This window comes from Burkholderia sp. AU45251 (genome assembly GCF_030482905.1).
Taxonomy (GTDB): domain Bacteria; phylum Pseudomonadota; class Gammaproteobacteria; order Burkholderiales; family Burkholderiaceae; genus Burkholderia; species Burkholderia aenigmatica.
In genome coordinates this window covers 473,062-497,511 of the sequence record NZ_JAUJQH010000001.1, presented here as the reverse complement: position 1 = coordinate 497,511, position 24,450 = coordinate 473,062, and the positions used below count along the sequence as shown (strand labels likewise).

General features: G+C 64.5%; 15 protein-coding genes. 2 read left to right on the top strand and 13 right to left on the bottom strand.

What is annotated here, in order from left to right:
- The first annotated feature begins 119 nt into the window (after positions 1-119).
- Positions 120-4,385, top strand: coding sequence for a WGR and DUF4132 domain-containing protein (locus QZM67_RS02160; RefSeq protein WP_301800480.1), 4,266 nt, complete (start codon positions 120-122; stop codon positions 4,383-4,385).
- A 47-nt stretch (positions 4,386-4,432) separates the two neighbouring features.
- Here QZM67_RS02160 and QZM67_RS02155 read toward each other — a convergent pair whose 3' ends face one another.
- Positions 4,433-4,660, bottom strand: coding sequence for a hypothetical protein (locus QZM67_RS02155; protein WP_301800479.1), 228 nt, complete (start codon positions 4,658-4,660; stop codon positions 4,433-4,435).
- 15 nt (positions 4,661-4,675) lie between these two features.
- Here QZM67_RS02155 and QZM67_RS02150 point away from each other — a divergent pair, with 15 nt between their 5' ends.
- Entirely contained in the window at positions 4,676-5,524 is an 849-nt protein-coding gene (locus QZM67_RS02150; protein WP_301800477.1) for a hypothetical protein, read from the top strand.
- 342 nt (positions 5,525-5,866) lie between these two features.
- Here the strand turns inward: QZM67_RS02150 and QZM67_RS02145 are convergent, their stop codons facing one another.
- The 12 genes from QZM67_RS02145 to tssA all read right to left on the bottom strand — a co-directional run bounded on the left by QZM67_RS02145 (position 5,867) and on the right by tssA (position 24,435).
- On the bottom strand, positions 5,867-6,190 hold the full coding sequence (locus QZM67_RS02145) for a hypothetical protein (RefSeq protein WP_301800476.1): 324 nt from the start codon (positions 6,188-6,190) through the stop codon (positions 5,867-5,869).
- A gap of 4 nt (positions 6,191-6,194) precedes the next feature.
- Positions 6,195-10,976: an RHS repeat-associated core domain-containing protein gene (locus QZM67_RS02140; RefSeq protein WP_301800475.1), complete on the bottom strand. Its 4,782-nt coding sequence runs from the start codon at positions 10,974-10,976 to the stop codon at positions 6,195-6,197.
- 15 nt (positions 10,977-10,991) lie between these two features.
- Positions 10,992-12,257, bottom strand: a complete 1,266-nt coding sequence (locus tag QZM67_RS02135; protein ID WP_301800473.1) for a hypothetical protein — start codon at positions 12,255-12,257, stop codon at positions 10,992-10,994.
- Positions 12,258-12,272: 15 nt separating this feature from the next.
- Positions 12,273-14,477 carry a type VI secretion system tip protein VgrG gene (gene tssI, locus QZM67_RS02130; RefSeq protein ID WP_301800471.1) on the bottom strand — a complete coding sequence of 735 codons (2,205 nt, stop codon included), beginning with the start codon at positions 14,475-14,477 and terminating at the stop codon, positions 12,273-12,275.
- Positions 14,474-17,134 carry a type VI secretion system ATPase TssH gene (gene tssH / locus QZM67_RS02125; RefSeq protein WP_301800470.1) on the bottom strand — a complete coding sequence of 887 codons (2,661 nt, stop codon included), beginning with the start codon at positions 17,132-17,134 and terminating at the stop codon, positions 14,474-14,476. The genes tssI and tssH overlap by 4 nt, the downstream gene beginning before the upstream one ends.
- Before the next feature lie 12 nt (positions 17,135-17,146).
- Entirely contained in the window at positions 17,147-18,244 is a 1,098-nt protein-coding gene (gene tssG, locus QZM67_RS02120) for a type VI secretion system baseplate subunit TssG (protein WP_301800468.1), read from the bottom strand.
- Complete coding sequence (tssF, locus tag QZM67_RS02115) at positions 18,241-20,112, bottom strand: type VI secretion system baseplate subunit TssF (RefSeq protein WP_301800465.1); 1,872 nt, start codon at positions 20,110-20,112, stop codon at positions 18,241-18,243. The genes tssG and tssF overlap by 4 nt, the downstream gene beginning before the upstream one ends.
- A 4-nt stretch (positions 20,113-20,116) precedes the next feature.
- The gene (gene tssE / locus QZM67_RS02110; RefSeq protein ID WP_301800463.1) at positions 20,117-20,665 is read right to left on the bottom strand and encodes a type VI secretion system baseplate subunit TssE; all 549 of its coding nucleotides are present in this window, start codon (positions 20,663-20,665) and stop codon (positions 20,117-20,119) included.
- Between the two features lie 16 nt (positions 20,666-20,681).
- On the bottom strand, positions 20,682-21,173 hold the full coding sequence (locus tag QZM67_RS02105; RefSeq protein WP_027791618.1) for a type VI secretion system tube protein Hcp: 492 nt from the start codon (positions 21,171-21,173) through the stop codon (positions 20,682-20,684).
- 71 nt (positions 21,174-21,244) lie between these two features.
- Entirely contained in the window at positions 21,245-22,753 is a 1,509-nt protein-coding gene (gene tssC, locus QZM67_RS02100; RefSeq protein WP_089452965.1) for a type VI secretion system contractile sheath large subunit, read from the bottom strand.
- A complete protein-coding gene (tssB, locus tag QZM67_RS02095) occupies positions 22,746-23,300 on the bottom strand; it encodes a type VI secretion system contractile sheath small subunit (protein ID WP_043183757.1) in 555 nt (184 codons plus the stop codon). Before tssB ends, tssC begins: the two co-directional genes overlap by 8 nt.
- Before the next feature lie 73 nt (positions 23,301-23,373).
- Complete coding sequence (gene tssA / locus QZM67_RS02090; RefSeq protein ID WP_301801395.1) at positions 23,374-24,435, bottom strand: type VI secretion system protein TssA; 1,062 nt, start codon at positions 24,433-24,435, stop codon at positions 23,374-23,376.
- Between the last annotated feature and the right edge of the window lie 15 nt (positions 24,436-24,450).

Below are 24,450 nucleotides of genomic sequence, written 5' to 3'. Positions count from 1 at the left end.
GTCGTGCAGGATGCACGGATCGCGGGATGAATGAACGAGAGGGCGTCGTGGCTGCCTGGCGGCCACGGCATGCAGGCGCGGCATCGTGCTGCGTCGTCGATCCGAGTGAGAGGGAACGGATGCGTCGTTTTGAACTGATCGAAGGCAATTCCAGCAAGTTCTGGGAAGTGGAGCAGGACGGCTCCGGGCTCAATATCCGCTGGGGCCGCATCGGCACCGCGGGTCAGAGCCAGACGAAGTCGTTCGCGGACGACGCGAAAGCGCGCGCCGCGCTCGACAAGCTCGTCAAGGAGAAGACCGGCAAGGGCTATGCGGAAGTTGCGGTGGCGGCTGGCACCAGCATCGGCGCGACCGCCGCGAAGCCGCCGGCCGCGGCGCCGTCGGCAAGCTCGTCCGCGGTGTCGGAGGCATCGACAGATGCAGAGCCGGCGGCGAGTACGCAACCCGTGGCGGTGACGGCGGGGAACAGCGCGGCGCCCACGCCGTCGCCCCAGCTGGCCGCATCGACACCGGCTTCTACGGCCACCTCCACCACCACCAACCCCGCACCCGTGCCGCCCGTTGCCGCCGAAAGTTTCGATGCCCAGTGCGAGCGCGTCGTCGAGACCATGCGCGCGGAGATCGCGAACGGCGACATGAAGCCTGGCGAGCGGCTGACGGTCGCTGCGATCAAGCGTCGCTACAACGTCGGTGACCAGGGCGCCGCGATGGCGTTCGACCTGCTCAAGTCGCGCCGGTTGCTGTATGGCTGGGGAACGTCGGCCGCCGTGCACGACCACGCGCAGGCGACCGCCGTGGCGCTTGGCGAGGCGGTGGCAACTGAGGCCGCTGCACCGGCGCCCGCAGCGCCCGCGGTCGCCGACACCGGCGCGCCGCCGTGGCTTGCGCACGGCGACCCCGTGCGCCTGTCGCCGCAGATGCAGCGCGAAGCGTTTGCGTCGCGCCGTTTTCCCGTCGAGGTGACCGTGCTCGACGTGCGTGCCGCGTGGCTGAAGATCGAAAACAAGGACAGCTACTCGATCGACATCGGCGCGACCGACGCGGCGCTGCGCCCGGCCGTCCAGCGGATGCTCGACCGGCTGGCCGCGCGCACGCCGATCGCCGGGCCGGTGGCGGATGCCGAAGCCGACGCCGCGCTGTTCGCGCTCGCGATGACCCTGGGCGACTATCACGGCGAAACCACGATCGGCCGGCCGGTCGTCGGCTACCTGATCGCGCAATACGGCCTGACGGGTGCGATCGACGTGCTGCTCGACGCGTTGAAAATCCAGGTGCACACCGACTACGACCGTCAGGCGCAGCGCCGCGTCCATCGTTTCACGACGAATGTCGAAGGCCCGGTGCGCGGTAGCTGGCGCGGGCCGATCGTCGGCGGCGAGGCGGCGCTGCGCGAGTATCTCGCCGCCGCGAGCGAAGCGGACTGGCAGGCCTGCGTCGACAGGATCGAGGCCGCACTGCCGGCGCTGCACCCGACCCGCCAGCCGATACCGGCACTGCTGCTGCCCGACGCGCCGCACGTGTCGAATGCACTGGTGCGCCGGCTGGGTGCGGAGCGCAACGTGCCCGAGACGCTGCACTGGATGCTGCTGACTGCGACCGACCCCGACGCGATCGCGGTTGCCGCGAAGATCCGGCCCGACAGCTTTGGCTATTCGTTCTGGGGAATGTCGCGGATGGTCGCGACCGTGTTGCGCGAGCGCGGCGCGGCGGCGTTCGATGCGCTGGAACGCGGCGCCGCCGACGATGCGGCGGGCGATGGGCTTGCCGCGATCGGCACGCCCGACGCGGTGGCCGCGCTGGGCAAGGTCGCGAGCGGTTCGAAGGGCGCGCTCGCGCGCCTGTCGCTGGCGCTCGATCGCTGGCCGGTGGCGGGCATGGTCGCGCTGTCGCGGCTCGTGGCCGCGGGCGGCAAGGATGCCGGGCTGCTGACGCCGAGCCTGACACGCCTGCTGCGCGCGCACGCGGTGCAGGTCGACGGGCTGCGGCCGTGGCTCGACGCACCGGCACAGGCCGTGATCGACAAGCTGCTCGCGCTGCTGGCAGGCCCGGCCGACGTCGCATCGGCCGACGAATTGCCGGGCGTGCTGGCCGCGCCGCCGTGGCTTGCCGCGCGGCAAAAGAAGGCCGCTGCGCTGACGCTGGAGCCGCTCGCACTGGCGGCGATCGAATGCTGGGACGAAGCGAAGCGCAACCAGGCGAAAACGCCAGGTCAGTGGGAGGCGAAGCGACTTGCCGAGGCGGCGAAGGACACGTTGACGCTGGTTGCCGGCCTCGGTTTCGAGGCGAGTAAGAAGTACTACGGGCCGCTCGGCGAGGCCGCGGCAAAGGCGATCCGGCAAGGCGACGCGCCGGCGTTCGTCGCCGCGTGGCGCGGGATGATCGACGAGCGCAAGCGCGAGCGGTACTTCTGGTACACGCTGCGCGCCGAGTACCTGACGCTGTTGCCGGCCGCGGTGGCGGTCGATATCTGGAATGCGATTGCGGGCGATTTCAGCACGGCGGGCGTCAACATGATGATGGCAACCTTCGGCTTGCCCGCGTTGCCCGGCCTCATCGCAGCCGTGCGCAGCAAGCCGACGGAGAATTTCGGCGGTGCGCTGAACTACGGCGCTGTCGAATGCGCGCCGATCGCGGCCCGCGCATTTGCGAAGCTGAAGACGTTGCGCGACGAAGGCCGTACGTGGCTGCTGAAGTTTCCCGAGCATGCGGCCAGCGGCCTGATCGCGCCGTCGCTCGGCAAGCCGGGCGAAGCGCGCGACTGCGCCGGCGCCGCGCTGCGTTTGCTGCAGGCGAACGGCCACGAGGCGCTGCTGATGGACATCGCCGCGCGCTATGCCGACGACGCGGTGCAGCAGGCGGTGCGCGCGGTGCTCGACGAGAGCCCGCTCGACCGTTTCCCGACCAAGCGCAGCAAGCTGCCCGAATTCTGGCAGCCGCGCGGCTGGCGCCGGCCGGTGCTGAAAAACGGCAAGGCGTTGCCGGACGACGCGCTCGACCATCTCGGCCAGATGCTGACGTTCTCGACCAATGAAGAGATCTACGGCGGCATCGACGTCGTGAAGGACGCATGCACGGCGGAGTCGCTGGCCGACTTCGCATGGGACTGCTTCAACGCCTGGCTCGATGCCGGCGCACCGGGCAAGGAAGGCTGGGCGCTGACCGCGCTGGGCCTGTTCGGCAACGACGATACCGCACGCAAGCTGACGCCGCTGATCCGCACGTGGCCCGGCGAATCGGCGCATGCACGCGCGGCGACCGGCCTCGACGTGCTGGCCTCGATCGGCAGCGACGTTGCGCTGATGCTGCTCAATGGCATCGCACAGAAGGTCAAGTTCCGCGCGCTGCAGGACCGCGCGCGCGAGAAGATCGAGGCGATCGCGGAAGCGCGCGGGCTGTCGTCCGAGGAGCTGGAGGATCGCCTTGCGCCGGATCTCGGGCTCGATGCGCAGGGCACGATGCTGCTCGACTTCGGTCCGCGCGTGTTCCAGGTCGGCTTCGACGAGACGCTGAAACCGTATGTGCGCGAGACGGGGGCCGACGGCGTGCCCGGCGCGCGGCTGGCGGACCTGCCGAAACCGAAGAAGACCGACGATCCGGTGAAGGGCAAGGACGCGGTCGAGCGCTTCAAGCTGCTGAAGAAGGATGCGCGCACCATTGCGAGCCAGCAGCTTGCGCGGCTCGAGGTCGCGATGTGCGGGCGCCGTCGCTGGACGCCCGAGGTGTTTCGCGCGTTTCTCGCCGAGCATCCGCTGGTGCGCCACCTCGTGCAGCGCCTCGTGTGGGGAGTGTACGAAGTCGACGACGGCGGCAACTTCGGCGGCACGCTGAAGGCCTGCTTCCGTGTGGCGGAAGACGGCACCGCAGCCACGGCCGACGACGACGCGTTCACGTTGCCGGAAGGCGCGACGATCCGCATCGGTGTGCCGCATGCGCTGGAAATCGCGCCGGCCGATGCCGCCGCGTTCGGGCAGGTGTTCGCCGACTACGAATTGCTGCAGCCGTTCGCGCAGCTCGGCCGCGACGTGTACCGTCTGACCGACGCTGAGCGCAACGGGCGGTTGCTCGAACGCTGGAAGGGCGTCAAGGTACCGACCGGCCGCGTGCTCGGGCTCGTCAACAAGGGCTGGCGCCGCGGCCAGGTGGAGGATGGCGGCTGCATCTGGTATTTCACGAAGCCGCTCGGCGCCGGCAAGGTGATCGAGCTGTCGCTCGACCCGGGGATCATCGTCGGGGCGATCGACATGTATCCGGATCAGGCGCTCGGTGCGTTGCAGGCCGGTGCGCCGTCGAACTGGGGCAGCATTCGCGAGCCTGATGCGCTGTCGACGCTCGACGAGATCTCGGCCAGCGAGTTGATCCGCGATCTGGAAGGGATGCGGGAGTAACGCGCGCTTGCCACCGAAGCGGGTGGGCGTTGCCCCGTCCGCTTCGGTCACGCCAACGTCGATCGTTCTTGCTTGCAACAACACCCACCATGACGCTGCTCACGCCTGAATTCCTTGCCGTCCTGCACCGGCCCGTCCTCGACGAAGCCGATCTTTTCACGATGGACGACTTCTTCGAACTGACCGAAGTCGACGACTTGCGCGAGCAGGCGCAGGATCGTGCCCGCGCCGACGCCATTCTGCGCGCGTGTGCGGCCGAACTGCCGGCGCTGCATCCGAATCGCGCGGCGTTGCTGGCGCTGCTCGGTGGCGCGATCGTCGAGCGCGGGGCCGATCCGCGCATCCTGTTTCCTGCCGCGCAGGCGAGGCTTGGGGCGTGGCTGCCCCAACTCGCGCCGTTTTGCGCAAGGGCGGTCGAGGAGGGCGACGATGAAGCCACCGACGACGAACGACGCGACTGGCAGGCGGCCCGGCAGCAGCTCGATGCACTCGACGCTCAGCAACGCCGGGAAGTCGATGCGTTACGGGACGCGGTCGATACGCTCGTCTTGCCGCTGATGGCCATGCTGATGCGCGATCGTGACAATCACGGCGACCTGATTGCTGACGCCGCGCTGCAGGCGTTGCTGGACAAAGTAGCCGACAACGACAGTTTGCCGTCCGACCAGTTGCACTTTCTATGCCGCGCGTCGGCGTTGAGCTACGAACCGGAGTGCGTCGTCGTGCTGCCGGCTTCAGGCACCGGCTTCGTCGCCAGCGCGCATGCGGTCAACAACACGTTCCACGCGTTCACGCTGCTCCAGCGCCTGATCGGCGAACACGCGCAGACGCTGTGCGTCGGCAAGGCGATTGCGCCGAGGAACGGCGACGAGGAGCTGGACACCTCGGAGTTTCACTGGCTGCAGGCCCATGCGTATGAGAATGGCGTGCTGGTCGACAACCTGGCGCTCGCGTGGGGCGAAGCGCCGTTGCGCAGCCACCGCAAGCACGGCAAATGCGTGCTGATCGCACTGGAGACGGAAAAGGGTATCCAGCGGAGCTGGGACGGCTTTGGTGGCGTGTTCCATCCGGCGCAGAATCCGTCCGTGACGCTGGTGCGGTTCCTGACGGCGGATGAGGTTGCCGTGTATCTGGCCTGATGCGTTGGCTTCGGCGGATTGACCTTGAATCGGTCCAGCTCGCGCATCGTCAGTGTCACCAGTCCGGCTGGTTGCATGGTCGGCTCCCGTGCTTGCTCAACGAGCCGTCCAGCATGCCAGCAGTCAAAAACACGACATCTGTAAATAGCCAGAACACGACATTTCTAAAAAGCTACTACAAACGAAAATATCGATAATTCACGTTATGTCAAATAAAGAAACGCCCTGAACGAGACGAGTCAAGGAGCCTTCTTGAAGAATGTCCCTGTCCCTGCATCTTGCGAAGTCAGTACAGCCTTTGCATGACTAGACATTGTTTGGCGTAGTTCCACTTTGCGTTAGTCACCAATCAGTCGGTTCTCCATCTTCGTCCTGGATCGTGATTTGAGTTTTCTCGCGGATCCATGAAAACAATGAAATCAAGTCAAGCTCGATCGTCCTGGGGTGCGAGCTGATCTCGATGAATATTTCACTTTTCCTCAGAAAGAGTCGAACATCAAATTCCCATCTGCCAGGAACTCCTCTTTCCTCAATGCCCAGGAGCCAATATTCCTCATCGATTCTTTTGGAAAATGTCGTAAGTAATTGAATTTTTTCATCAATCAGATCACGATTTGTCGAGTACCAATTGCCATCATTGAAAGACAAAATAAATTCGGCGGCCATCTTTCTAGTCCCCATGGTTTCTTCCGGATACAGCAGGAAAGTCGGATGGATTTTTTATCCCGATATGTGCGGCAGCAGAGAGTTGATGTACTGCAGTTCTTCCATCGTCTGCAAGCTCCACAGTGGGCGGAGTGGTGCTATTGGGGCCTGGTACGTTTCCGTGTTTTCCAAGCGACTTATGAGCGTGTGCGTTGTTGCTCGCTTTATATTGTGATGTATTTGTGTTTCCATACGCGTGCACCTGAACTTCGGATCCGTCGGGATGTTTCCAGCGCTGATTTTTCGGGTTTGAGGGGTTTGTTCTCGTGAAGCCCGCCCTCCGGAGAATTCCTTCAACGCCTTTTACGGTTTTTCCTTTCAGCTTCGGGAGTAAGGAAATGATTGGCGTGACTGCAAACCGACCGCGGGCATCGATCCATTGCCCCCTTGAATTCTGCCTTACTGCCGGCCCGCATGCAAGGCCAAGCGGATCGACCCAGGTAATCGGGTTTGGTGCGAACTGGTAGAGATTGAGTCCGCCGTCAAGCCCGATCGGGTCTTGAGATATAAATGCGGCACTTTTTGAATCGAAATATCGGTATCGATTGTAATGAAGGCCGGTTTCTTCGTCGTAATATTGCCCCTGAAGCCGAAGAGGATGGTTGCTTTCGAACTTTCTTTCGATGTTGCCGATGCCACCCCAGGCAACATGTTCAATTTCCCAAATAATCCCACCCTCCGAATCAGTAATTCTTGTTGGAGCGCCATTGGGGTCTACGTGGAAATAATGTACTGTGGTCTGGCTCGACGCCGGGAAAGTCGAATTTTGATCCTCTCCATCTCCATACCTTGCTTGCCCTCCTCCTCTCCGCGCATCGCCCGTTTCGTATTCGGTGATCCGTTCGTGGCCAGCCATAGAAACTGGAGCTTCGATTTTGTGCGGCCACTGAATACCTGCTAACGGAACAAAACTATCGGGATAGTAGATCCACTCCTGCGCGACACCGTGACCACCCTTCTCCGGATATTTAATCTCGCTTGCGAGTACATCGGTATCCCAGAAAAATGAAGTGGTCTGAGATTGTAATGAAGCCGTTTCCATTCCATCGGAAGCGTGTTGAACATGGGTAGTCTTTTTCGTGCGTCGATGGAAGGCATCGTATTCGTAACAAGTACGAAGGTGTAGAGTCTTGTCGATGCAAAGTCCATCACTATTTGATCCCCGACGTACAGCCAATGTCTCAATCAACAAACCATCGCCATCCCAACGCAAAATCAGATCCTGCTCCCGATCTCGCTTGTGAATCAGATTTCCGATTCGATCAAAAGCATAGTGGCAATCGTCATATTCACCATCCCTAGTCCATGTATCGTTGCGACTCGGACTGGAGGGAATTCGCGTTGTCAGAAGATTCCCCGTCGGGTCGTACGATAAACTAAGTAATTTGCGGATTGGATTGAGATGTCCGGTCAGTCGACCAACCGGGTCGTACTGATAACTTTCAAACCCAAGACGTGAATCTGATTTACCAATGATCTCATCGTTCGCGCTATAGGAATATTCGCTTGAAAATAGTGAACCGGTACCGGAGAATAGCTCCTGTTTCGCGAGAAATCCTTCAGATGTGTACGATAATTCGCGTCGCATCGCATCGGTTAATTGCTCTGTTTGGGTTCGCCCGAGCGCGTCACGCTCAAATATGATTGGCACGGCGTCATCGATCTGAATCGAAGTGACTGCATCGAGAATGTCATACTCGTAGCGAATCCGATGTACGACGATGTCATTTTCCGATTCGAATCTGGTTCGGCGACCAATGCAGTTCCCGGCAGCATCATAGTCGCGGTCGATTGTAAAGGTATCACCTTGCCTTTCCTCAACGAGACGGTTGGCGGCGTCATACATCAGCACGACCTGGCTATCCGGATGCTCCGCCGCTACCAGGTTGCCTCGGCAATCGTATGAGAACGTTTCAGTGCGAATCCCGTCCAATCGGCGTGGATCCGGCACACGTTTTTGTACGATACGCCCGAGTCGATCCACTTTATAATCGATCGCCTGACCGAGTGGATCGATGCTCCGCGTCAACTCACCTCTTACACCGTATTCGTAGCGGCGAGTTTGCCCCCAGTAATCAATTTCTTCAACAATCCTTCCCAGCTCATCGCGATTCAGGCGATAAATTTCGCCGCATTCGTTAATTATGGAAACCAGTTGATCTTCAGTATCATATCGATATGACACCACCCCGCCATCGGGCGTTGTTCGCTTTGTTACCTGACCAAGCGCCGAATATTCGAACTGTGTAACTTGACCTTTGGGGTCGCGATAGCGGACGAGGTTGCCTTCAGGATCATAGCTGCAGGATGTTTCTCGTTCACCGGGCTCGATTGCTCGAATCAAGTTGTCGTTGCGATCGTAGTCATATCTGGACACTTGCCCGAGTGCGTTAACAATTTTGATAACATTGGCCCTCGCATCACAGGTGTATCGCGTGCTGGCGCCAGCCGCGTTTATTATCTCTTTTAGATTGCCATTGGAGTCGTAGGAGAATCGTGTAATTGCACCGCGCGGCCCCGTATGGACAGCAAGTTGACCATGGCTGTCGTATTCGTAATGCATACGAGCGTTTGTGGGCAGGGTTTGTTCAAGCAGTTTGCCGCAATCATCCCAAATGTAATGCCACTGCCGATTACCGGGAGCCGTCACGCACGTTGGTCTACAGTTGTTGTCGTACTCCGTTTTTGTGAGGCTTCCATCCGCAAGCGTGCGTTTAATGATATTTCCGTATGCATCGTACTCCCATGTGGTAGTGAATCCGCCAGGATCGACTTCGGCGCAGGTGCGCCCTTGTTCATCGTAGCGATAATGTGTCACGCCACCGAGAGGATTGATCAAGCTTACCGGGAAGCCACGCTCGTTAGTTTGTAATGTTGTTATATCTCCCTGGGAATCAATAATCCGAATTTCGTGATGCTTGGCATCGTATGCGAAGCGATAATCAAATAGTCCGCCATCGCCCCATGCACGATCAACTTTCCACGATTCGGCATCACTTTGAAGATAGCTATAGTAAAATGACACTCCCCTTGCACTTGTGTGACGTATCATGCGATGGCCGGTGTCATATTCAAATTCATGCGGCTGGGCCATCGCGTCCAACGCGACCATCAGGTTTCCATTTTGATCGCACTCGTAACCTACAAGGGAGTGAGCGCCGCCGACACTATCGGTTAGTACCAGTTCTGTTATGAAATTGGTTTGTCTTTCGTTCCTGCTGGATAGATGCGTTTCGACGATAATTGCGCGGCCGGTAGCATCCTCCCCTTTGAATTCAATAATTCGCTCCAGCCCTTGACCAGCATTTCGCTCAAAGGCCCAGGCGTTTTTGTGTAGATCTGAAATTCGCCGAACCGGCAATGTTAATGCCGCGCCGTCAATGCCTTTGTTTATTTCGTTTTCCCAGTTTGATGGCAGCGAGAATTCATACTCAACTCCGGCGTGTGTGCGCAGAATTAATAGATTAACCCGTCGATAGAGTGCATACCCATTTTGCCAGTCATACTGGCGTGCCTCCCATCCAATTTTTCGAGGCATTACGTCGAACGCTGTCGCATGATCCGGGAAAAACGAGACGACTCCCACGACATTGTTATGTGGAACCAGTTCGAGCCGTATATCCGCGGGGGTTTGCCAGCCTACGCCGATCGCTCCTTTTCGCTTGTCGTGACTTGCGTAGGAGCGATCCCATTCGAGCGGTAGGCGACCCATGACGGTAAAATCATGCTGTTGCACAATCACCTCACCGGTGATTGAATCGACCGGCTCTGCCTGTAAAACATTGCACCGCAAAAATCCAGGCTTCAAATGAAGCTTGTCCGCCAGCGTCTTCGCCCACTTCGATCCCTGAAACGACTTGAACAACCCCTTCGCCGCCGCAGCCATGTTCATGATCGGCGGCCCGCCCACCAACACCGGCCGCCCGGCCGGAATCGGCAACATCACCGAACTCGGCATCGACGGATAGGTTCGATTCGTATGCGCGCTGTTATGCGGGGGCGGTTCCATCCCGATCGACCAGCAACTCAATGCCTCGAGCGCCATGTACGACATCGGATCGTTGTTGGCGAGCACCGTCTTGCTGCCCATGAACGATTCCCCGTCGTTCGACGGTTCGACCTTCTCAGGCGGCGGCGCAAACGATTCCCCAAGCGGAAAATGCAACCCCGGAACGTGATACGCATGCGTCCCCGCCGTGGCTCGCATCATCCCGTTCACAAAAATCGGCCTGCCGCTGCCGCCACCTGCCCCGACATTCGAGCCCAGATCATCACTAATGCGGCTCTTGAGCCGATCGACATATTGGGAACTCAACGCACGATCAGTATCGATGCGGTTCTTGAGTTGATTGACATCTTCCGCAAACCTCGCTCCTCCAGCGACGATGGGGTTGGCCATGAAGTCAGGCGACTTGCCGCCGCCCATTGACCCGGACAAGTCGTTGATCGATTGATTGATCTGCTGATTCGTTTCATCTGCCAGGTGGTTTGCTTCGTCTGCCAGATGTTCCAGCTTCGCCACATCGTCGGGATGATCTGCGATGTATTCGTTTACCTTTTCCTGCGCGATCATCGTTGCAATGCAGCCAACCACGGCCTTCGCGGCCTGGATGTACTCGCGCTTGTCGAGCATGAATCCGACATGAGGGTGCGGCAGAAACACCGGTGGCGTACCCGGCGTGACCAGCACCGAATGGACGTCGACGCCAACGACCGGATCGAGATGCTTGACGGCCAGAAGTGCCACGGTTTCGGCCTCCGCTCAGCGCCCACCGCGCAACGCAGCGACCTTCTCGCTCAACGCGTTGCGCCGCCGGTCCATCGCACCCAACTGCGACACCATCCACTCGACAACCATCGGCAGATTGCTGTTCGCCCGCATCGGTTCGTCGATCATCAACCCCGCATCGAGCGCATTGAACCCGGCCTCCAGCGCGTGCTCGCGCTCCCCTGCCCGTTCCCAGCACACCGCGCTCATCCGCCAGGCCTCGACCGTCATCAGCCCGTCCTTCGCCGCGGTGGTCGACGCCACCGCGCGCTCATAGCAATACGCCGAGTGCGCATAATCCTTGTGCGTCAGATGCACGCTCGCCTCGCCGAACAACCCGTTCGCCACGAGCTTGTGCCCTGCCGGATGCCCTGCCTCGACCGCGCGCATGCCGCTGCTGGCGGCACGCCGATAGGCATCGATTGCACGCTCCCGATCGCGCCATTTCAGATAGGCGGCCCCCGCAATCAGGTGCACGACAACGCATTGATCGAACCACTGCTCGCGCTCGGCGACCTTCAGCGCCGCCGCGCGCAATTCCTCCAGCCGAGAAGGATTGCCGCCTTCGATCATCTCGGTCAGCATCACGAAATGCCGTCTAAACTCCCCGCTCGGCCCGTGCTCGCCCGATTCCGCCAGTAACTCGCGAGGCACGCTCGCCATCGAATACTTGCCATGTACGACGCGCACCGCCGCGCGATGCCGTTGCATCAACGCAGCAAACGGCGCGATTTCAATACGCGGCACGACAAAGCGCACACGCTCGCCAAGCTGCGGCGCGACCGCAATGATCGACAGCAAATCGTCCATCCACCGCACCCATGCCGAGGTATCCCGCACATTCACCGGTTCCAGCACGAACACCATCGCTGGAAAAATATCCGGATGGTGCTGCATGAGGCTGTCGGTAACCGCGAACAGATACAGCAAGGGATTCTTGCCGTCGTCGTACGGCGCTTGCCAGTCCGCGCGCACGCCCTGCGCATTGGATGCCTCCCGCCGGCTGTCGTAGAACGCAATCAGCTCGTCCGTCAACGCCGTCGCATAACCCGCTTCATCGACGAACGACGCACGCATCGTCCTGACCGCGCACGACGTCTCATCCTGAACCTGGAAATACAGCCGCACGAGCTCCGCATCCGTCTCGTCGGTCTGCCAGATCATCAATCGCGCGTCCTGCTCTTTCGCGAAACTCATCCAGTCCGTGTGCGCATCCATGAACCTGCGCTCTACCGGATTGGTCGGCTGCCAGTTCTGCATTCGTGCGGGCCTCCGTCACGGATTCAGTTTCAGGACGGCGCCTTCGACCGTGTGCTCCGCGGTCGCCGACGACGTCACCGTCTTGCCGTTCACGCTGTGGGTGTTCGTACCGGTCGATGCGACGTTGACGCCCTGGATCGTGATCGTGCCGTCGCTCTTCATCACGATGCTGGACATCCCGCAGACGAGCGAAAGCTGGTCGCCGGCATTGACCAGCACCTGGTGCTGCACGCTCGTCGTATGGTTCGCGCCGACGCTGACGGTGTGCTCACCGCCGACCGTGTGCGTGTGCGCATTCGCGATTGTCGACGTTCGCGTACCGATCTCTTCGGTATGCGCCGACGCAACCAGCGTCTTCATGTCCTGCGACGTCGTCTGATACATCTGTCCGACGTTCAGCATCTTGGCTTCGCCGATCGTTTCGGTCTTGCCCTTCGCGACCGTCTCGGTATGCACGCCACCAATGGTGGCGTCGCGATTGGCGGCGATCGTCACGGTTTCGTTCTTCCCGACCGTCCGCGTCCGATTCCCCCCCACCCCATGCGTCTCATCCACCCCGATCTGCGCGACCCGGTTCTTGCCGATATTCAGCGTCTCGTTCTGCCCGACACTCCGTTGCCGGTTGTTCTTCACCTGCATCGTTTCGTCGTTCCCGACCGTATGCGTATGGTTGTTCCCGACAGACAGCGAGTGATCGGCCTCCGTCTCTGCATCGAAATTCCGTTCCGCATGCATCCAGAGTTGCTCGGCGCCCTTCTTGTCCTCGAACCGGAACGCATTGGCATGGTCGGTCGTCCCGCCCGGCGACGATCTCGACAGCAGCCCGCTTTGCGTCGCACTCCCCGGCAGCCCCCACGGCGGCATCTTTTCGCCGTTGTAAACCCGCCCGGTGACGATCGGCTCGTCCGGATCGCCGTTCAGGAAATCCACGACCACCTCATCGCCCACCCGAGGAATCTGCACGCCCCCGAACCCGCCTCCGGCCCACGGACTCGACACCCGCACCCAGCACGACGAATCCTGATTGCTCTGCCCGTACCGATCCCAGCGGAACTGCAGCTTCACGCGCCCATACTGGTCGGTCCAGATTTCCTCGCCGGGCGGCCCGACGACGGTCGCCGTCTGCGGCCCGTTGGTGCGCGGCCGCGGCGTGTCGCGCGGCGACCGGTAAGGCAGGCTCGACGGTTGCACGAGCATCATCGTCTGATGCACGACGGCCTCCGCGCCCTGATCGCTCGCATACGCGTTCTCCTGAAACCGGTACCGGCACCGCACGATCAGGTACTCGCGGTTCTGGTCGGCGCGCGGGCAATGTTCGAGCGTGAACAGATACCCGGGCGCGGCACCACGCACGTCGGTATCGGCGCTCGCCCGCTCGTGTTCAGCCTGCTGTTCCTCGAGCCGCACGCGGCTGTAATGCGCGCCTGGCGCATCATCGCGATAGCCGCCCGGCCACTCGAACGATGCGAAACTGTCGTGATCGTGACCACGCGGATCGACCTTCTGCGACGAAAGATCGGCGCGCGGCTTCGTATAGTCGTAATCGGTGGTCTGGTGCCGGCCGACACTCACTTCCTGCGCGGGCAGCCAGCCGTCGATGTGCTCCTCGTCGGCGATCGCCGTACGGTCGCGCGCGATGTACGGAATCGTTTCGTAGCCGGGCAGCACGGTGTGCGACGACATCGCGTCGCCCAGCATCAGCGTATGCGTATCCTCGGCGTGCCGGAACCAGAAATAAATCCCCTCGAACTCCATCAGTCTCGACACGAACGCGGCATCGGTCTCGTTGTACTGCACGCAGTAGTCGCGTGGCGCATACGACTCGGCGAGGTGGTTCTCGATCGGAAAGCCGTACGTGGACAGCACTTCCTGCACGATCTCGGGCACGGTCTTGTTCTGGAAGATCCGGCAATCGGAGCGGCGCGTCGCGAGCCACAGCCACGGGCGCACGATCAGCTCGTAGCCGTAGTACCGTTCGGCTCGCCGTCCGGCGAGCGATGCGCGCGCAACGATGCCGTTCAGGTAGCGCGTCGAGAGGTCCTGCTGCTCGATCCGGACTGTCACGGGTTTGCCGAGCATGTCCTTCAGCGACAGGCTGTGGCTGTCGGCAAGCGCCTCGATCCGGAATTCGTACAGGCGGCCGAGTTCGTCGCTGCCGTCGAGCGTATGGAATTTGAGGGCATCGCCGTGCGGGCTGTCGAGTGTGAATACGCGATTCACGTCGTTTCCTCCTCGTCGAACCGGTACGTGAATTCGCCGTCGGCCGCGCTCAACTCGATCGACGCGAGCGCGCGCCCTTCGAGCGTGGCCTGCAGGATCGCGCGGCCGATGCGTGGCATCACGGTATGCGTGAGAATCGCGTCGACCATCCGGCCACCGGATTCGATCGTCCGGCAGCGCTCGACGACCAGCGCGGTCGCCGCGTCGGTGCAGTGCAGCAGGATGCCGTGATGCGCGTCGATCCGCTGCTCGATCCGCCGCAACTGCAATGCGACGATCCGCGCGAGCGTCGCGTCGGTGAGCGGGTAGTACGGTACGACGGTCAGCCGGCCGAGCAGCGCGGCGGGAAACACGTCGAGCAGCGGCGCGCGCAGCGCATCGGCGAGCGTCTGCGTGTCCGGGAGGCGCTCGGGATCGCGGCATAGCTGCATCACGCGATCGGCGCCGACGTTCGACGTCAGCAGGATCACCGTATGCCGGAAATCGATGTCGCGCCCTTCGCCGTCCTCCATCCAGCCCTTGTCGAATACCTGGAAGAAGATCTCGTGCACGTCGCGGTGCGCCTTCTCGATCTCGTCGAGCAGCACGACGCTGTACGGGCGGCGGCGCACGGCCTCGGTGAGCACCCCTCCCTGGCCGTAGCCGACATAGCCGGGCGGCGCGCCTTTCAGCGTCGACACGGTATGCGCCTCTTGGAACTCGCTCATGTTGATCGTGATTGCGTTGTGTTCGCCGCCGTACAGCGTGTCGGCCAGTGCGAGCGCGGTCTCGGTCTTGCCGACACCCGACGGGCCGCACAGCAGGAACACGCCATGCGGCTTCTTCGGATCGTCCAGCTTCGCGCGTGCGGTCTGGATGCGCTCGGCGATCAGTTCGACCGCGTGCTTCTGGCCGACGACGCGCTCGCCGAGCGTATCGGCGAGCTTCAGCACGGCCTGCGTTTCGTCGCGCACCATCCGGCCGAGCGGAATGCCGGTCCAGTCGGCCACGACGGCGGCCACCGCATGCGTGTCGACGGCGGGCAGCACGAGCGGCGCGTCGCCCTGCAGGTCGGTCAGCGCCTGCTGCTCGGCCGAGAGACGGCTCTGCGCCGCGGTACGCGCGTCGGCGTCGAGCGCACGCGACGGATCGTCGTCGAGCAGCAGCGCACGGGCGTCGACGATCGCCGTCAACGCGTCGCGTTCGGTTTGCCAGCGCGTGTCGAGCCGGTCGAGTTCGGTCTGGGCAGCGGCGATGTCGTGATCGATCGCCTCGCGCCGGGCCGTATCGCCGGTGCCGAGCGTGCATTCGCGCCCGATCCGTTCCTGTTCGACACGCAGGCTGTCGATCCGGCGGCGCGCATCTTCGATCGGCGCGGGCACCGCGTGCTGGCTGACGGCGACGCGCGCGCAGGCCGTATCGAGCAGGCTGATCGCCTTGTCGGGCAACTGGCGGGCGGGAATGTAGCGGTGCGACAGCGTGACGGCGGCCTGCAACGCGTCGTCGAGCACCAGCACGCGATGGTGGGCCTCGAGTTTCCCGGCCAGGCCACGCAGCATCGTCAGCGCAGCCGCTTCTTCGGGTTCGTGCACGTGCACGAGCTGGAAGCGCCGCGTCAGCGCGGGATCCTTCTCGATGTACTGCTTGTACTCGGACCATGTGGTCGCGCCGATCGTGCGCAGCAGCCCGCGCGCGAGCGCGGGCTTCAACAGGTTCGCGGCGTCGCCGGTGCCGGCGGCCCCGCCCGCGCCGACGAGCGTGTGGACTTCATCGATGAACAGGATCGCGGGCCGCTCGGACGACATCGCTTCGTCGATCACGCCGCGCAGCCGGCTCTCGAACTCGCCCTTCACGCTCGCGCCGGCCTGCAGCAGCCCGATGTCGAGCAGGTACAGCGCGACGTCGCGCAGCGATGGCGGCACGTCGCCGGCGGCGATTCGCAGCGCGAAGCCTTCCGCGACGGCGGTCTTGCCGACGCCGGCCTCGCCGACCAGCAGCGGGTTGTTCTGCCGGCGCCGCAGCAGGATGTCGACGATCTGGCGAATCTCCGGATCGCGCCCGATCACGGGATCGATCTCGCCGGCCCGCGCGCGGGCGGTCAGGTCGACCGCGAAGCGCGCAAGCGCCGAGCCGTCGGCGGCGGCGGTCGTGCCGCGCATCGCAGCGTCGCCGCCCGGCGCAGCCTGCCCGGCCGGTGGTGCCTCCGGCGAGCCTTCGACGATCGATTCGAGCGCGTCGGCGAGCACGTCCGGCACGATGCGCTCGAATTCGCGCGTGATCGCCAGCAGCACGTTGCGCAACTGCGGCGTCTTCAGGAGCGCGAGCAGCAGCACCGCGCCGCGAATGCGCGTCGCGTCGTACTTCAGCGTCGCGTAGACCCACGCACGTTCGACCGCATCGTCGATATGCACGGACAGATCCGACACCGAGCCCGCGCCGCGCGGCAGCTTGTCGAGCGCGGCAACGAGCCCGCGGTCGAGCGCGGCGGCGTCGATCGCGAAGTGGCGCAGTACGCGCTGCAGGTCGCCGTCGGGCCGCTGCAGCATCTGCTTGAGCCAGTGTGCAAGTTCGACATACGGATTGCCGCGCAGCCGGCAGAAGCCGGTCGCCTGCTCGAGCGTCTCGTAGAGGAACGGATTCAGTTTTCCGAACAGGTTGGCGCGGCCGATATCGGACATGACGGTTCCCATTTAGGCGGTTTCGCGATGAAGGGGGGCGCCGCCGCGCCGCACGTCGTAGCGGACGACGAGGTCGCGCGCGGGGCCCGGTTCGAGCCGCTGTCCGAGCCACGCGGTGCGGCCGATGCCCTGCGGCACGCCGAGCGCGATCGCCGGCACCGCGTCGGCCGCGAGTTCGAGTTGCACGTCCCAGTCGAACTCGATGCCGACGTATTCGCGCACCCATTGCGCGAGCTGCCGGGCATGCGGGCCGCCCGGCAGGAAACGGCGGTACGCGTCGAGCGACAGCGGGCCGAGCACGATCCGGAAGCGCGACTGCGCATCGCGCACCGCGATGCCGAGTGCGACGGCGCCGACCCGCAACGTCGGCCGCGTCGCGCGGATCGTGCAGCGCTGCGAGCGTTCGATCGCGACCCACTGCGGCATGTGCTCGACGATGCGGGCCTCGACACCGAAGTGCCGGCGCAGGATCTGCACGAGGCCCTCCGGGTTGCGCGTGTGCCGCACCAGATGGCCCGCATGGAAATAGCGCGCGTGCGGCGCGAGCGCGTCGGTGTCGGCGTTGGCTTGCGAGGCCGGTTTGTCGCCGTGTGCTGCTCGCCCGATCAGGCTCGCGACATAGCCATCGAACCGTGCACGTTCCGGGCGATCGAGGCTCACCGTCGGCTGCGCGTCGGCCCACGCGCGGTAGAACAGCAGGATCAGCCGGTGATGGAACAGGTCGGCGAACGCGGCGAACGTCGGGTCGTCGTGCTGTGCCGCGCGTTCGTGCGCGTATTCGGTCAGGTGCGTCGGCAGCGGCCCGTTCGGCCCGAACACCCCGAACCCGTGGATCGCGATGCGCGGCGGCGTGCCACTGCCCTCGTCGCTCACGCCGGCCAGCATCGATGCCGCGAACGCGAGCGACGGCTGTTGCCCGAGCCGCACCGGTTCGTCACGCGGCCGCGCGGCATGGCCAAGCGGCGCGCGGCCGGGCGACAGCGCGTCGAGCCAGCGCAGCGCCTGGAACAGGTCGTAACCATGCGGCGCGGCACGCAGGCGTGCCCACCACGCGTCGCGGCGTGCGGCTTCGGCGGCCGGGGCGGCGCCCGGTGACCTATCGCGCTTCATATCGCGGGCCGCCTGCCGATGCGCGCCGGCCAGCGCGCGAGCGTGCCGCGCTGCGCGCTGGTCAGCACGCATTCGGCGAACGCGTTGATCGACACGTGGCGCGCGAAGAACTGTTCGAGCACCGCGCCGAGCAGGAACGGACTGTCGCCGGAAAACGCATGGTCGTCGACCGTCACGTCGACCTGCACGCCGCGCCCGAACATCAGCGGCCCGGCCGTCGGCAGCCGGCGGAACACCGGCGAGAACGCCACGCGCAGTACGCCATCGATCTGCCGGCGCATCGCGGCATCGGCCGGGTCGGCATGCAGGCCGAGCAGTTCGCGCAGCGCATGCGCGCCCTCGTCGTCGTCGAGATCGGTCAGCGTGTGGCGGGCCAGCCCGAGATGGCGGATCAGCCGCCACGCGGTTTGCGCATCGGCGATCGGCGGGCGCGGCCGCGACGGGCCACGGATCGCGACGATGCTTTCGACCGGGGCCGACACGCGCAGCGTGAACGTGTTCGCGTCGCCGGGTGCCTGCAGCAGCACGAGATCGCGGTTCGTGCACAGCGTGTCGGCCGCCAGGTAACGCATCGTCTCGTCGTACGGCGCGCACTGGCTGTCGACCAGCGACACGTAGGTCTCGCTGCCGACGTAGCCGGTGCGCGTGCCGCTCGCGCGTGCCTGCGTGGAGACCAGCCGCGGCTCGCGCCGCACCGTGTAGTACGCGCCGTGGTTGCCGTCGTCGCTGGCGATCGACGCGTGAAACGGCCGGAATTCGCGCGACTGGCCGTCGTCGCGCTGCTCGCTCGCGAGCCGCTGCACCGCATAGACCTCGTAGTCGAGCGGCCGGCTGCGATCAACGACGACATGGTGCTCACGCGCGCCGGGCTGCAGCGGAATGCGATCGGCACGGCGCGCGAACAGGTTCACGGCCGGCGTGCAGTTCAGCGCGAGGTGTTTCGCGCTGACGGCCGCTTCGAGCGCCGCGTCGTGGCGGTCGAACAGCACGGTCAGTTCGAACTCGTCGCCGGTCGCGCGCGCGAGCGCGGCACGCAGCCCGCCGATGCTGAAGAACAGGAAGCGCGCCGGAAACGCGAAATACTCGCGCAGCAGCCGGTAGCCGTGGAAGCTGCGGCCGTCGTCGGGCAGGATCGCCTGCGCGGGATCGAAACCCTCGTGGACGATCGCGTCGGCGTCGAGCGTATGCAACCAGCGCGGCGGCTGCGCCGGATCGTGGCACACGACGCCAAGCGCATGCGCGGCGATCAGTTCGAGCAGGTGCAACGCGTCGCGCTCGGGGCCGGCGAGATGGAACGTCAGCCGGTCGAGCGGCAACTGGGAGAGTTTGGCACCGCCGCGCGCTTTCAGCCGGATGCGCAGCGCACCGCGCACGTCCTGCCGTGCGGCGAAGGCGCCACGCGGCAGCCACGACGGCGCGCCGGTGACGGTCGCATCGGTCAGTTCGAGCGGCCACAACGTCAGGTCATGCGCGGTGCGGAATTCACAGGCGGTCTGCTCGGACGCGGCCGGACGCGCGCGCAGCGCGGTGCCGGCCGGCAGCCGCCAGCCTTGCGCGAGGCTGCCTTCGTTCAGCAGCGGCGCGAACCGCACGATCGCCATCGACGGCAGCGGTGCGATATAGCCCGGATACACGGCATCGAGCAGCGCCTGCGTGAAGCGCGGAAACTCGGCGTCCATCTTGAGCTGCACGCGCGCGGTAAGGAAGCTGAAGCCTTCGAGCAGCCGCTCGACGTACGGGTCGGGCGGCCCCGATTCATTGAGCCGCAGCCGCGCGGCCACTTTCGGGAACTGCTGCGCGAATTCGCCGCCCAGCTCGCGCAGGTACGCGAGTTCGCGGTTGTAGTAGTCGAGCAGGCGCGTATCCATCGCGTCAGGCCCCCGCCACGGATTGCAGCGACATCGCGCCCGTCTCGAGATCGAGGTCGGAGCGCAGCACGAATTCGAGCGGATGCGGGATCGACCACAGCGTGCCGTGAATCTCGAACAGCAACACGTTGTGGCGCCGTTCGCCAGCCCGGCCGCCGGCCGCGTCGATCACGCTGCGCACTTCGACGCTGTCGGGCGCGATGCGCGGCTCGAAACGGAGGATCGCGTCGCGGATCGACGCCTCGACCGACATGCGCTCGACGCCCGACATCGGCTTGCCGACGAGCGGCCGCATCCCGTAGTTGAGCACCGACGCCTGCGCGTGCGCGAACGCCGACCAGTCGACGAAACCGTCCTCGGCGTTGCGCGTGTTGAGCAGCCACGCGAGATCGCGCAGCACGGCCGCGCGCAGGCGGTCGGTGCCGATCCACTGTGCGCCGGGCGCTTCGGTCGCGTGCTGCGGCGCATCGTCGGTGAGCCGGTCGAGCAACGCGGGCTGGAGCCGGTCGCGCAGGCTGCCCTCCCGGCCGTCGCGGGTTCGCGGGTCGTCCATGGTCATCTCCGCACCGTCACATCTCGGTGTTTTCCTTGATGTTCCAGCCGACGGTCACCTCCGCGCCCTTGCCGCCGTTGTCGTTCTGCTGCCAGTACTGCTTCTTCACCTTCGCGGCCTGGAAACCGTAGTGCATCATCAGCCGGTCGGCGACGTCGCCCGGATCGATGCCCGCGACCTGCGCGGACGTGACGAGCACCTCCTGCAGCGTCACGCGCATGAACTCGACCTGCGTGCCGCCCGTCTTGCACGCGGAGATCTCGACCGACGACAGATGCTTGCCGTTCGCGCAGTTCTTGATGATCGCGGGCGCGCCCTTGTCCATGTACGCGGCGACGACGAGATCGTTGAAGCTCGCCTTGCCCGCATTGCCGCCGCTGCCGCTCGCCATCGCGCCCGGCTGGCTCGCGCCCCACGTGAACGACTGGATGTCGGTCCAGCCCTTGTGCTGTGCGTCCGCCGATTCGCCGGTCACGCCGTCCACCTTCATAAACATTGCCACGCCCATTGCCGTCTCCGTTTCAGTGCGATGTCAGGATGAATGCCGCGTTGAATGCCGATCGTTGCTTGCGCCGCCGCTCACTCGTTGGCCGCCTTCGCGGTCGGCAGCCGCGAGATGAGCCGCAGCGACACCGTGAGCCCTTCGAGCTGGTAGTGCGGCCGCAGGAAGAATTTCGACGTGTAGTAGCCGGGGTTGTCCTCGACCTCGTCGACCACCACCTGCGCGGCCGCGAGCGGTTTGCGCGCCTTGGTTTCCTGCGACGAGTTGATGGGGTCGCCGTCGACGTAGTTCATGATCCAGTCGTTCAGCCAGCGCTCCATGTCGTCGCGTTCGCGGAACGAGCCGATCTTGTCGCGCACGATGCACTTCAGGTAATGCGCGAAGCGGCAGCACGCGAACAGGTACGGCAGGCGGCCGGACAGCCGCGCGTTCGCGGTCGCGTCGGGATCGTGGTATTCGGCCGGCTGGTACAGCGACTGCGCGCCGATGAACGCCGCGAAATCCGAGTTCTTCCGGTGCACGAACGGCATGAAGCCGTTCTTCGCGAGCTCGGCTTCGCGGCGGTCGCTGATCGCGATTTCCGTCGGGCATTTCTGGTCGACGCCGCCGTCGTCGGTCGGGAACGTGTGGCTCGGCAGCCCCTCGACCGCCCCACCCGATTCGACGCCGCGGATCGACGAACACCAGCCGAACTGCTTGAACGAGCGGTTGATGTTCGCGGCCATTGCGTACGCCGAGTTCGCCCACGTGTAGCGGTCGTGGTTCGCGGCATCGGTGTCTTCCTCGAAGTCGAATTCGTCGACCGGATTGGTGCGCGCACCGTACGGCAGCCGCGCGAGAAAGCGCGGCATCGCGAGGCCGATGTAGCGCGAATCCTCCGACTGCCGCAGGCTGCGCCATGCCGCGTATTCGGTGTTCTGGAAGATCTTCGTCAGGTCGCGCGGGTTCGACAGCTCCTGCCACGAATCCATCTGCATCAGCTCCGGCGACGCGCCGGCGATGAACGGCGCGTGCGCGGCCGCCGCGATCTTCGACAACTCGCCGAGCATCTCGACGTCGGGCGGGCTGTGGTTGAAATGGAAGTCGCCGACCAGGCAGCCGAACGGTTCGCCGCCGAACTGCCCGTACTCCTCTTCGTAGATCTTGCGGAACAGCGGACTCTGGTCCCACGCGACGCCCTTGTAGCGCTTCAGCATCCGCGCGACTTCGTTGCGCGACGCCGGCAGCGCCTTGATCTTCAGCAGCTCGTCGGTCTCGGTGTGCGTGACGAGGTAATGCAGCCCGCGCCACGCGCCTTCGAGCGTCTGGAACTCGTTGTGATGCAGGATCTGGTTGATCTGCTCGGACAGCTTGCGGTCGATCTCCGCGATGATCTGCTTCACGCTGCCGTATGCATCGGTCGTCATGCCGACCGTATGTTCGAGCGCCTGCTGCGCGAGCGTGCGCACCGCGCGCTCGACCGACTCGCGCGCCTCGGCCGTCTTCGGCTTGAACTCCTTCTGCAGCAGCGCGGCGAATTCGTCGTGCGCGACGGCCGGTTGCGCGGTATCGCGTGTGTCCGCGCGGGATTGGACGGGATCATTCATCGCGGGCCTCCGGTTGGGTCGCGTCGCCGCCCTGTGCAGGGGCATGCGGTTCGCGCACGAGCGTCTTCAGCAGGTCGGGATCGTTGATCGCGCGCTCGATCAGCTGTTCGGCGCCGTGCTTGCCGTCCATGTACGACAGCAGGTTCGACAGCTCGGTGCGCGCCTCCAGCAGCCGGCGCAGCGCGTCGACGTTGCGCGCGATCGCGGCCGGCGAGAAATCGTCGATCTGCTCGAACGTCATGTCGACGTTGAGCATCCCTTCGCCCGTCAGCGTGTTCGGCACCTGGAACGCGACGCGCGGCGCGACCGACTTCATCCGCTCGTCGAAGTTGTCGACGTCGATCTCGAGGAACTTGCGCTCCGGCAAATCCGGCAGCGGCTCGGCACGCTTGCCCGCCAGATCCGAAATCACGCCCATCACGAACGGCAACTGCACCTTGCGTTCGGCGCCGTAGGTCTCGACGTCGTACTCGATCTGCACGCGCGGCGCCCGATTGCGCGCAATGAACTTCTGTCCGCTGCCTGCCGCCTTGGTTCTGTCCGTCATCGTCCACTCCTTCACATCGATCAGGTTGCGCAGTCCGTCGGCGTCGCCCGCATGGCGGCGCCTTTCGTTCGTTTCATTCGCTCCGCTCGCCGCTCAGCAGATCCAGCTTCGGCAGGCTCTCCGGCGCGAGATCGCGGATGATTTCGTAGAAGTCGAGCGCGAGCAGCCGCTGCGCGCGACGCAGCAGCAACGGCGCCGGATGGCTCGGCTCGTGCTGCTCGAAATAGCGGCACATCTTGTCGAGACCGATCCGCACGTCGTCGCGGCTCGTGACTTCGGCGTCGCGCCACGCGTGGGCGTTCGGCATCGCCGCCGCTGCGGTTGCTGCGGGGCCGGCCGGTGAGGCGTCGCCGGGTGCGGCCTGCTGCATGTCGGGAGAGACCGGTTGCGGCTCGGGCAGCGGCACTTCGCGCACGATCCGCCGCAGCGCCTTCTCCGCATCGCCTTCGTCGGGCGCCCATTCGCGGCCCAGCCTGTCCGTCACGCACACGCGGATCGCATCCAGCGCGTGCAGTACCACGCGCGCCGCGTCGAGCGGGGTCGTGCCGTCGCTGCGCGCGGTGGACAGCGCAGCCAGCAGGCTTTCGCGGCTGCCGGCCACGGGGCTGCCGGCGTCGTCGCGGCCGTCGAGCAGCCGTTCGGCGTCGCGCACGCTCGGCCCGCCGTCGAACAACGGCTGGCGGCGCGCCGCACGTGCGCAATCGTGCGCGCCGGCTACCTCGGCGAGCGCGTTCATCCGCAGTGTCGGGTCCGGTTCGCCGTCCGCGTCGAGCCGCGGATGCAGGTCGTCCCAGCGGCGCTCGAGCAGGTTCGCGACGAGCGCGAGCGCGTCCGCGTAGCCGGGAATGCCGTGCTGCTCGGTCCAGCTTCGTGCGAGACAGGCGATGACGCGCAGATCCTTCGTGCGCGCGGACAGCGCCAGCGCGAGCCGCTCGACCGCGCGCCAGTCGGGCGCTTCGGCCGGGATCACGGTGTCGCCGTATTGCTGCTCGGCACGCGGCGTCGCACGCTCCTGCAGTTGCAGGAACTCGGCGTCGTATTCGAGGTTCGTGCCGCACGGCGCATCGGGCGCGACATCCGCGAGCAGTTGGCCGATTACGTCGGCGCGCGGTGTCGCCGGCATGCCGGGTGGCATCGGGGACAATGCGGC